This is a genomic window from Actinomadura rugatobispora, assembly GCF_042656285.1.
In the GTDB taxonomy this organism is placed as follows: Bacteria; Actinomycetota; Actinomycetes; order Streptosporangiales; family Streptosporangiaceae; genus Spirillospora; species Spirillospora rugatobispora.
Map to the genome: position 1 here is coordinate 186,669 of NZ_JBHSON010000008.1, position 9,618 is coordinate 196,286.

At 75.0% G+C, this 9,618-nt stretch carries 10 protein-coding genes; 2 read left to right on the plus strand and 8 right to left on the minus strand.

Features of this window, described 5'->3' with window-relative positions; translation table 11 throughout:
* Positions 1-45 precede the first annotated feature (45 nt).
* Complete coding sequence (locus ACFPZN_RS08115; protein WP_378281187.1) at positions 46-573, plus strand: PadR family transcriptional regulator; 528 nt, start codon at positions 46-48, stop codon at positions 571-573.
* Here ACFPZN_RS08115 and ACFPZN_RS08120 read toward each other — a convergent pair.
* Together ACFPZN_RS08120 and ACFPZN_RS08125 are read right to left on the minus strand one after the other, a co-directional pair.
* Positions 564-1,253, minus strand: a complete 690-nt coding sequence (locus tag ACFPZN_RS08120; RefSeq protein WP_378281188.1) for a QsdR family transcriptional regulator — start codon at positions 1,251-1,253, stop codon at positions 564-566. The genes ACFPZN_RS08115 and ACFPZN_RS08120 overlap by 10 nt on opposite strands.
* A 144-nt stretch (positions 1,254-1,397) precedes the next feature.
* A complete protein-coding gene (locus ACFPZN_RS08125) occupies positions 1,398-2,429 on the minus strand; it encodes an LCP family protein (protein WP_378281189.1) in 1,032 nt (343 codons plus the stop codon).
* A gap of 203 nt (positions 2,430-2,632) precedes the next feature.
* Between ACFPZN_RS08125 and ACFPZN_RS08130 the strand changes: the two genes are divergently transcribed.
* Positions 2,633-3,856: a PP2C family protein-serine/threonine phosphatase gene (locus ACFPZN_RS08130; protein ID WP_378281190.1), complete on the plus strand. Its 1,224-nt coding sequence runs from the start codon at positions 2,633-2,635 to the stop codon at positions 3,854-3,856.
* A gap of 52 nt (positions 3,857-3,908) precedes the next feature.
* On the opposite strand, the gene ACFPZN_RS08135 is transcribed toward ACFPZN_RS08130, so the two are convergent.
* The 6 genes from ACFPZN_RS08135 to ACFPZN_RS08160 form a co-directional block, all read right to left on the minus strand.
* Entirely contained in the window at positions 3,909-5,081 is a 1,173-nt protein-coding gene (locus tag ACFPZN_RS08135; protein WP_378281191.1) for a serine/threonine-protein kinase, read from the minus strand.
* Between the two features lie 120 nt (positions 5,082-5,201).
* Positions 5,202-6,362: a 4-hydroxybenzoate 3-monooxygenase gene (locus ACFPZN_RS08140; protein WP_378281192.1), complete on the minus strand. Its 1,161-nt coding sequence runs from the start codon at positions 6,360-6,362 to the stop codon at positions 5,202-5,204.
* A 100-nt stretch (positions 6,363-6,462) separates the two neighbouring features.
* Entirely contained in the window at positions 6,463-7,311 is an 849-nt protein-coding gene (locus ACFPZN_RS08145; protein WP_378281193.1) for an IclR family transcriptional regulator, read from the minus strand.
* A gap of 38 nt (positions 7,312-7,349) precedes the next feature.
* On the minus strand, positions 7,350-7,787 hold the full coding sequence (gene pcaC / locus ACFPZN_RS08150) for a 4-carboxymuconolactone decarboxylase (protein ID WP_378281194.1): 438 nt from the start codon (positions 7,785-7,787) through the stop codon (positions 7,350-7,352).
* Complete coding sequence (gene pcaD / locus ACFPZN_RS08155; RefSeq protein WP_378281195.1) at positions 7,784-8,551, minus strand: 3-oxoadipate enol-lactonase; 768 nt, start codon at positions 8,549-8,551, stop codon at positions 7,784-7,786. Before pcaD ends, pcaC begins: the two co-directional genes overlap by 4 nt.
* The coding region (locus ACFPZN_RS08160; RefSeq protein WP_378281196.1) for a lyase family protein at positions 8,548-9,618 on the minus strand (1,071 nt) is incomplete at its 5' end. The genes ACFPZN_RS08160 and pcaD, both read right to left, overlap by 4 nt.

The window sequence follows — 9,618 nt, forward strand, 5'->3', positions numbered from 1 at the left end:
CATTCCTAACGCGACATGTCAACGTCGATGGATATACTTCGGAACATGAGCCTCCGCTACGCCGTACTGGGACTGCTGGCCGAACTGGACGGCGCCAGCGGCTACGACCTCCTGAAGACGTTCGAGATCTCCCTCGCCAACGTCTGGGTGGGCACCCAGAGCCAGATCTACGGCGAGCTGGGCAAGCTGACCGCCGACGGCCTCATCGAGGTGCTGGAGGAGGGGCCGCGGGGGCGCAAGGCGTACGGGATCACCGAGGCCGGCCGCGCCGCGCTGCGCCATTGGCTGCTGGAGACCGAGCCGCGCAACGCCCGCCGCGACGAGCCCCTGCTGCGCGTCTTCTTCCTCGGCCAGGTGAAGCCGGAGGAGGCCGTGGCGTACCTGCGCGGCCAGGCCGAGCAGGTGGCCGGATGGCAGGACGAGCTGGCCGGGCTCGCGCGGACCGTGCCATGGGACGACGACAACCTGTCGATCTACGGCCGCCTCGCCCTCGAGTACGGCCAGCGCAGCACCGAGATGCGCCGCGAATGGCTGGAGTGGGCGATCCGGGAGATCGAGCAACGTCAGCGGTGAACGCCGCGGCCCGGCACGGTCCCGTCGGCCTCGGGGGCGACCGCGTGGGCGACCGCGTGGGCGACCGCGGGGGCGCCGCCGGAGGGGCGCAGCAGCAGCTCGATGACCTCCAGCGCCGTGTCGATCTCCGGGCGGCTGCCGCCCAGGTGGTGCGCGTACATGAAGGAGTCGGAGATCCGGACGATCGCCTGGGCCAGCGTGCGGGTGGGCAGCGCCACGTGCAGGGCGCCCCGGTCGATCTCGCGCTGCAGCTCGCGGCTGAGCAGCGCGATGGCGCGCTCCTCGATCGGCCCGGGCGTGGTGGCCAGCCGCACGAACAGCCGCGGCTCGCGCTCGGTGAACGCCTTGAGCGGCGCGGCGTCCACCACCGCCCGCATGAACCGGTCGAGCATGGTCAGCAGCCGCTCGGGTCCGCTGCCGCCCACCCCGCGCAGCGCGACCTGGTAGGTGCGCTCGGTCATCTCCGCCAGGATCGTGCCGAGCAGCCGCTCGCGGCTGCCGACCCACCGGTAGAGGGTGGCACGGCCGACGCCGAGCTCGGCGGCCAGCGCCGACATGTCGATCGGGTCGCCGTTGAGGTAGTGCGCCGTCGCCGCGGCGGCCGCCGCCTCCGGCCCCGCCGCCCGGCCGTCCTCGGCACTCCGGACGCCCCCGATCGGGGTGCGTCGAACCCGGTTCACCCGCACAGCATGGCACAGTCCGGCCACCGGAAGGTGCGGAGCGGCGGAGGGGAAACACGAAGGTCGCCCCGCGTGCGCGCCGCGTTGACCGAGGAGTACGCGGTCAGCGCCCCGGTCAGGGATCCGGGCCCGGTCGATCCGGGCTCAGTTGACCCGGTCGATGTCGGTCTCCAGGTCGTGCCGGTCGATGTGACCGTCCAGCCGCCCCTCGCGGAGGGCGTCGAAGAGGCCGTCGGCCGCCTCCTCGTCGGGCAGCAGGACGTTCTGGTCGCCGATCCAGCCGCTGCCGCCGGTGGGCAGGGTCACGAAGGAGACCCGCTCGGGGCCGATCCGCGCCAGCCGCACCGCCAGGGACCGCAGCGTGCCGAACTCGGTCCCCGAGTCCAGCGCCAGCGACCGGCTGGCCGCGCTCAGGAACGCGTCCAGCTTGAACGGGCTGGTGAGGGTGCCGGAGCCGGCCGCCTTCTCGGCCAGCGCCATGAGGAAGGCGTGCTGGCGCCGGACCCGGTCCAGGTCGCTGCCGGACAGGCCCTTGCGCTCGCGCACGAAGCGCAGCGCCTCGTCCCCGTCCAGCTCGTTGCGGCCCGCGGGCCAGGACCACCCGTTGCTGGGGTCGTGGATCGGCGCGTCGAGGTGGATCTCCACCCCGCCGAGCGCGTCGGTCATGGTCTTGAAGCCGGTGAAGTCGACGGCGGCGACGTGGTCGATCCGCACCCCGGCGAGGGACTCCACGGTCTCGGCCAGCAGCCGGGAGCCGCCGTGCGCGAACGCTTCATTGATCTTGGACCGGTCGCGGCCGGGGACCCCCGTCCACAGGTCCCGGGGAATGGAGATCACATAGGCCCGGCCGCCGGTCTCGGGCATGTGCAGCAGCATGATGGTGTCGGCCCGGGCGCCACCGCCCGGCCGCCACTTACGCTCGGCCGGGACGCCGCGCAGGTCCGAGCCGATGAGCAGCCAGTTCTGCCCGGGGTCGGGGGGCGGGCGCTGCCGCGAGTCGGGCGGCAGCGCGTTGCGCAGCCGCTGGATGTCGCGGTCGTAGGTGCCGGTCCGCCAGCCGGTCAGGGCCACCGCGGCCGCGCCCAGCAGCATGCCCGCGATCACGAACCCGGCCAGCAGCCGGAGGCCCCTGCCCCCGCGGCGCCACCCCCCGCCGCGGAACGCGGGCCGGCCCATGACCCGTCACCTCCGGCACTGCCTGTGCGGTTTGCCTAGTTTTGGTGCCTCTTTCCCTGACAACGACCTTTGATTCGCGACGGTTCCGATCTCTCGCCGCGGCGACGGCCGGCGCTTGCGGGCCCGCTCGATGACGGCCGTCGACTTTACTCTTCCCTGACACCCAGTTGCGGGCCGCCCGAAACAACACATAGTGTGGTCAAGTGGATCATGCGAGTGGCTTGGCGGATGCCGCCCGCACGCTGGAGAACCTTCGGGCGATCACCGACGAGGCGTTCGCCCACATGAACGTCGATGAGCTCCTGGACACGCTGCTCGAGCGCGTGCGCCGGATCCTGCAGGTGGACACGGCCGTCGTCCTGCTCCTCGACCGGCAGGCCCGCGAACTGGTGGCGACCGCGGCACGGGGCATCGAGGAAGAGGTCCCGCAGGCCGTACACGTCCCCGTCGGCCAAGGCTTCGCGGGACGCGTGGCGGCCGAAAGGCGCCCGGTCTACATCGAGGACGTCGCCACCGCCAACGTGTTCAACCCCCTCCTGGTCCGGCGCGGCCTGCGCTCGCTGCTCGGCGTACCGCTCGTCGCCGGCGGCACGCTGATGGGCGTCATGCACGTGGGAACGCTCGACGCACGCCGGTTCACCGCCGAGGAGGTCGAGTTCCTCCAGGCGGCCGCGGCACGCGCGGCGCTGGCGGTGCGGTCCCTGATGAGCCAGGCCGAGCGCGCCGGGGCGCTGGAACTGCAGCGCAGCCTGGTGCCGGCCACGCTCCCGGCCATCCCCGGCGTCGAACTGGCCGCGCGCTACCGTCCCGGCGACGCCAGCGTCGGCGGGGACTGGTACGACGTGTTCACCCTGCCCTCCGGCGAGATCGGCATCGTCATGGGCGATGTGGCCGGGCACGGCTTCCCCGCCGCGGTGGTGATGGGCCGGATGCGCAGCGCACTGCGCGCCTACGCGCTGGAGAGCGGCGATCCCTCCGAGGTGCTGGGCAAGCTCGATCGCAAGATGCAGCACTTCGAGCCCGACGCCACCGCGACCGTGCTGTACGTGGTGTGCGATCCCAGCCTGCGGCGGGCCAAGGTCGCCTCGGCCGGGCACCTGCCTCCGGTTCTGGCGTCCCCTGGTCTCCCGGCGCGCTGTGTCGACATCAAACCCGATGTACTGATCGGGCTGGGGGTCGAGGACCGGCTCCCGCCCACGACCGTCGAGCTTCCACCGGGTTCCCTGCTGTGCCTCTACACCGACGGCCTGGTGGAGCGGCGCGGCAGTGCGATCAACGACGGCATCGACCGCCTGTGCGAGGCGGTGTTCGCCGGTCCGCCCGAAGCGGTCAGCGCGGCGGTGATGGCGGCGCTCATCGGCCGCCGGCCGGCCCAGGACGACGTCGCCCTGCTGCTGCTCCGCCGGGACACGTGCGGCGAAGGGTGAGCGCGCCGTCTCAGCGCATCACCGGCCGGCGCCGGCCGCCCGGCTCACTCGGCTAGGCGAACGCCAGGACGGCGACGGCGCCCAGCACCGCCAGCGCGACGGCGACCGAGGCCGTCACCACGATCCACCTCCGCCGGGACGGCCGGGACGCCCCCACGGTGTCCTTCGCCCCGCCGAGCCCGTCCTCGGTACCCTGCCCGGCGGTCCCCGCGGCCCCCTCACCCGTGCCCTCGCCCGTGCCCCCGCCCGTGCCCGTACCGGTGCCCGGACCCGTGCCCGCGGCCCGGGACGGCGGGGACAGCGAGGGATGGGACAGCGAGGGGTGGGACGAGGGCGACACCGAGGACCCGCCCGCCCCGCTCCCCGCCCCGTCGGGCAAGGAGAGCCGGAGCCGCCCGGTACGGGCGATCTCGGTGAAGTCGAGCAGCCGGTGGCCGAGGGTCTCGGCGTCCGGGCGCCCGCCGGGATCCTTGGCCAGGCAGCTCTCGATCACCGACCACAGGGCCGACGGGACGCCCGCGACCGGCTCGGGACTGGCCGTCAGATGGGCGTGCATCACCGCGCCGAAGTGCTCGCCGCGGAACGGGACCCGGCCCGCGACCAGCTCGTACAGCGTGATCCCGGCCGCGTACACGTCGGCGGGCGGGCCCGGCGTGCTGCCCTCCAGCAGCTCGGGCGCCAGGTAGGCGGGCGTCCCGGTGATCCGCCCCGCCGAGGTCACGGTGGCGTCGTCGAAGACCCGGGCGATGCCGAAGTCGGCCAGCCGCACCGGCCAGGACGGCCGGGCGTGGTCCAGCAGCACGTTGGCGGGCTTGAGGTCGCGGTGCACCATGTCGCCGGCGTGCACCGCCGCCAGGGCCGCGCAGATCTGAGCCATCAGCCAGGCGGACTCGGCCGGGGGCAGCGTGCCGCCGCGGCGCAGCCGGTAGGCGCGCAGATCCTCGCCGCGCACCAGGTCCATCACCAGCGCCAGCCGGTCGCCCTCGACGATCATGTCGTGCACCGCGACGATCCCCGGATGGCGCAGCCGGATCAGCGCGTTGCGCTCGCGGACGAACCGGGTCAGCGCCGCCGGGTCCCCGGCCAGTTCCGGCCGCAGCAGCTTGATCGCGTACACCGCCCCGCTCGCGTGGTCGTGGCCGCGCCACACCACGCCCATGCCGCCCTCGCCGATCGGCTCGTCCAGGCGGTACCGGCTGCCGAGCGGCGCCCCGTCCTCGCTCATCCCGCTCCCGCTCCATGGTGATCGCGTGCCCCCATGCGGCACGGCGCGCAGGGCCGCGCGTGCCCGGCGGGGGCGCACGGCCTGTGATCACGACATTAGGGGAATCGGGTCAACCCGAGGTCACGGAGCCAGTGGAAGGCCCACGTAATTCTCCGCCAGCGACGTCGCGGCGGCCGCGGAGGAGGCCACGTAGTCCAGGTGCGAGCGCTGCAGCCGGCGGGCGAAGTCGTCGGCGGCCGGGTCGGTGTGCAGCAGCGTGGTCATCCAGTACGAGAAGTGCTCGGCCCGCCACACCCGGCGCAGGCAGGCCGCGGAGTAGCCGTCCAGCAGCGTCTCGGATCCGGAGGCGTAGCGCTCGGCGAACGCCCGGGCCAGCATCGTCACGTCCGACACCGCGAGATTGAGCCCCTTGGCGCCGGTCGGCGGGACGATGTGCGCCGCGTCCCCGGCCAGGAACAGCCCGCCGTGCCGCATCGGCTCGGCCACGAAGCTGCGCATCGGGGTGACGGCCCGGTCGGTGATCGGGCCCCGGCGCAGCTCCCAGCCGTCGTCGGTGGCGAACCGGGCGGCCAGCTCGCTCCAGATCCGCTCGTCCGGCCAGGCGGCCAGGTCCTCGTCCGGCGCGACCTGGAGGTAGAGCCGGCTGACCTTGGGCGAGCGCAGGCTGTGCAGGGCGAAGCCCCGGTCGTGGTTGGCGTAGATCAGCTCGTCGGTGGACGGCGGCACGTCGGCCAGCACGCCCAGCCAGGCGAACGGGTACTCGCGGGTGAAGGTCCGCAGCCCGGGCACGGCCGGGCGGCTCACCCCGTGGAAGCCGTCGCAGCCGGCGACGTAGTCGCAGTCGAGGGTGAAGGTGCGGCCGCCCTGCCGGTAGGTGACGCTCGCGGCGGCCGGGTCGATCTCGACGGCCCGCGCCTCGAACCGGATGTCGCCGCCGTCGGCCAGCCGCCGCGCGACCAGGTCCTTGACGATCTCTGTCTGGGCGTAGACGGTCACCGTGCGGCCGGTCAGCTCGGTGAGCGGGATCCGGTGGGCGGCGCCGCCGAACCGCAGCTCCAGCCCGTGGTGGACCAGGCCCTCCCGGTCGAGCCGCTCCCCCACGCCGCTGTCGCGCAGCACGTCGGTGGTGCCCTGCTCCAGCATCCCGGCGCGCTGGCGCTGCTCCACGTACTCCCGGTCGCGGCTCTCCAGGACGACCGAGGCGATGCCCTGCCGGTGCAGGAGGTGCGAGAGCAGCAGTCCCGCGGGTCCCCCGCCCACGATCGCGACCTGGGTGCGCATGGTGCCTCCTCGCCCTCGTCCTGCGCCGTGCCGTGCCGTGCCCTCGGGTGCAGTCCCGCGCGCGGCGTCCAGTGCGATCCTCGCGGGCGTCGCCGCAGGATCAGCGGCTGATTTTCCGCTCAGCGGAAGACTCTTCGGGCCAGAACCCGGGCTCGTCGGCCGCGCCCCCGCGCCAGTGCACGGCGACGTCGCGGGACAGCGCGCGGGCCGCGGTGGTCAGCGGCGGCAGCAGCCGCCGCATGTCGGCGCTGCGGGTCCGGGCGACCAGCGACAGCGCCGCCACCACCGCCCCCCGCGCGTCGCGGACCGGCGCGGCCGCCGACGCGGCGCCCAGCGTCATCTCGTCCCGGGTCAGCGCGAACCCGTTGCGGCGCACGTGCTCCAGGCAGCGGCGCAGCTCGTCGGGATCGGTGATGGTGCGGGCGGAGTGGCGGGGCAGCCCGGCGGCCAGGATCTCCTCCCGGACCTCCTCCGGCGCGTACGCCAGCAGCACCTTGCCCACGCCGGTGGTGTGCAGCGGCAGCGTGGCCCCGACCTGCGTGACCACCGGCACCGAGCGGGTGCCGCGCAGCCGCTCCACGAACAGCGCGCGGCCGTCGCGCAGCACGGCCAGCTGGACGTTGTCGTGCGTGGCCTCGTACAGGTCCTCCATGTGCGGCAGGGCCAGCTCGCGCAGCCCGGTGACGGCGGGCGCCTGGCTGCCGATCCGCCACAGCCGGGTGCCGATGCGGTACGTGCCGTCGGGCACCCGCTCCAGGAAGCCCCCGGCGACCAGCTCGCCGACCAGCCGGTGGCCGGTCGCCAGCGGCAGCCCGGCCCGCCGGCAGATCTCGCTGAGGTTGAGGCGGACGCCGCCGAGGGCGAACGCGTCCAGGATCGCCATCACCTTGCGCGCCACGCTGGGCGGGCGCGCCGGCTCCGCTGCGCGCTCCCGCGCACGGTCTGGCACGCGATCCGACATCCTCTCCCGGCCTCCGTCGGCCCCGGCTACTCCCCCGCGTCCTCTTCCTCGTCCAGTACCCGCTGCGCGACGGCGAAGGCCGAATTGGCCGCGGGAACTCCACAATAGACGGCCGTCTGCAGCAGGACCTCCTTGATCTCGTCGCGGGTGAGGCCGTTGCGGAGCGCGGCGCGCACGTGCATCGCCAGCTCGTCGAGGTGGCCGCGGGCGACCAGGGCGGTGAGGGTGACGCAGCTGCGGGTCCTGCGGTCCAGCCCGGGGCGGGTCCAGATCTCGCCCCACGCGTACCGGGTGATCATGTCCTGGAAGTCGGCGGTGAACTCGGTGGTGCGGGCCTGCGCGCGGTCGACGTGGGCGTCGCCGAGCACCTCCCGGCGCACCTGGAGGCCGGCGGCGCGCCGCCGCTCGTCCGGCGTCGCGGAGTTCGTCGCGGGGTCGGTCGCCGGATCGGTCGCGGGGCTCATCGCGGGATTCCCTTCCAGGTGCGGTCCAGGTGCGTGGTGATCGCCTCGGCGACCGGGCCGGGCCGTTCGACCACGGCCAGGTGCCCGGCGCCGTCGACGACGGTCAGATCGGCCCCGGGGATGCCGGAGGCCAGCCGGTCGGCGTGCCCCGCGGGCGGGGTGGGGACGTCCTCCGCGCCCGCGATCACCAAGGTCGGCGCGGAGATCTCGGGCAGCCGCGCGGTGGCGTCGAACAGCGCCAGCGCGTCGCAGCAGGCCGCGTAGCCCCCGGGGTCGGTGGCGCGCAGCATCGCCACGTACGGCTCTGGCCCGCTGAATCCGGGCGCGAACCAGCGCGCCGCCGCCGTGTCGGCGACCGGCCCCACACCTTCGCGGCGGACCAGGGCGGCCCGCTCCCGCCACGCCTCCGCCGGGCCGAAGCGCGGCGAGGTGCAGACCAGAACGAGGCTGCCGACGCGTTCGGGGGCGGTCAGCGCCAGGGCCGTGCCGACCGCGCCGCCCAGCGACACCCCGGCGTAGGCGGCCTGCCGGACCCCGAGGTCGTCGAGCACGTCCACGAGCGCTGCGGCGAGGTTCTCGACGCTGAACCCGCCGCCGGGGGCCGGCGATCCGCCGTGGCCGGGCAGGTCGAACCGCAGCACCCGCCACCGCCCGGTCAGCGCGGGCAGCACCGGGGCCCACAGCTCCATGGAGGTGCCCAGGGACGGGCCCAGGATCACGACGGGCGCGTCGCCGGGGCCGTCGAGACGATGGTGCAGGATCATGCTCCTCCGTTCGGGGGGCGCCCTCCCGGACGGCCCGCGGCGCTCGCCCGGTAGGCGGCCAGCGCGACGTCCACCAGCCTCGGGGCCGCGCCCGTACCGGCGTCGGAACCCTGCTCTTCCAGGATCTCCAGCAGACCGCGCAGGTTGGCGGCCATCCGCTCCGGCCGCACCTCCAGGCCCTCGGCCAGCTCCGCCGCCGTCTCCGCCGCGCCGCCGGTCAGCCGCAGGCACTCGCGCAGCGGCTGCCACTCGGCGTGCCACTCCCCGGCGGGCCGCTCGTGCGGGGCGGCCAGGGACGCCATCAGGACCTGCGCGTAGGCGGGGACCTGCAGCGCCGCCGACCGGATCAGCGCGGCCATCGCCGGGTTGCGTTTGTGCGGCATCGCCGACGAGCCGCCCCGTCCGGGCGCGGCGGGCTCGGCCACCTCGTCGACCTCGCTCTGCGCGAGCAGCACGACGTCGGTGGCGAACTTGCCGAGCGCCCCGGCGGTCAGCGCCAGCGCCGAACCCAGCTCGGCGACCGGCGTGCGCCGGGTGTGCCAGGGCGCGGCCGGACGGTCCAGCCCGGCCTCGTCGGCGAACACCGCCGGCAGGTCGAGGGCCCGCTCCCCGTACGCGCCGAGAGTGCCGGCGGCGCCGCCCAGCTGCGCCGGCAGCGGCAGCGCGGCCAGCCGGTCCCGGGCCTCCAGCACGCCCAGCAGCCAGCCCCCCGCCTTCGCCCCGAAGGTCGTGGGGAGGGCCTGGCGGCCGAGCGTGCGGCCCGCGATCGGGGTGTCGCGGTACCGGTGCGCGATCCCGGCCAGCGCGCCCAGTGCCCGCCCGAGCGGGGCCAGGACGGCGCGCCTGGTACGGGTCGCGACGATCATGGCGGCGGTGTCGACGATGTCCTGGCTGGTCGCCCCGCGGTGGACGTGCTCGCCCGCGGCGCCCGCCAGCCGCCGCAGGTCGGCGACCAGCGGCACCACCGGATTGCCCGCGCCCCGCGCGCGGCGGGCCAGCCGGGCCAGGTCGAACCGGTCGGCGCCCGCCGCCGCGGTGATGGCCGCGGCCGCCTCGGCGGGCACGAC

Excerpts from the sequence above, each read along its gene's own strand:
- pcaD (WP_378281195.1), bottom strand. The coding sequence starts at position 8,551 with ATGATCCTGCACCATCGTCTCGACGGCCCCGGCGACGCGCCCGTCGTG.
- ACFPZN_RS08140 (WP_378281192.1), bottom strand. The coding sequence starts at position 6,362 with ATGCGCACCCAGGTCGCGATCGTGGGCGGGGGACCCGCGGGACTGCTG.
- ACFPZN_RS08115 (WP_378281187.1), top strand. The coding sequence starts at position 46 with ATGAGCCTCCGCTACGCCGTACTGGGACTGCTGGCCGAACTGGACGGC.
- pcaC (WP_378281194.1), bottom strand. The coding sequence starts at position 7,787 with ATGAGCCCCGCGACCGATCCGGCGACCGACCCCGCGACGAACTCCGCG.
- ACFPZN_RS08135 (WP_378281191.1), bottom strand. The coding sequence starts at position 5,081 with ATGAGCGAGGACGGGGCGCCGCTCGGCAGCCGGTACCGCCTGGACGAG.
- ACFPZN_RS08125 (WP_378281189.1), bottom strand. The coding sequence starts at position 2,429 with ATGGGCCGGCCCGCGTTCCGCGGCGGGGGGTGGCGCCGCGGGGGCAGG.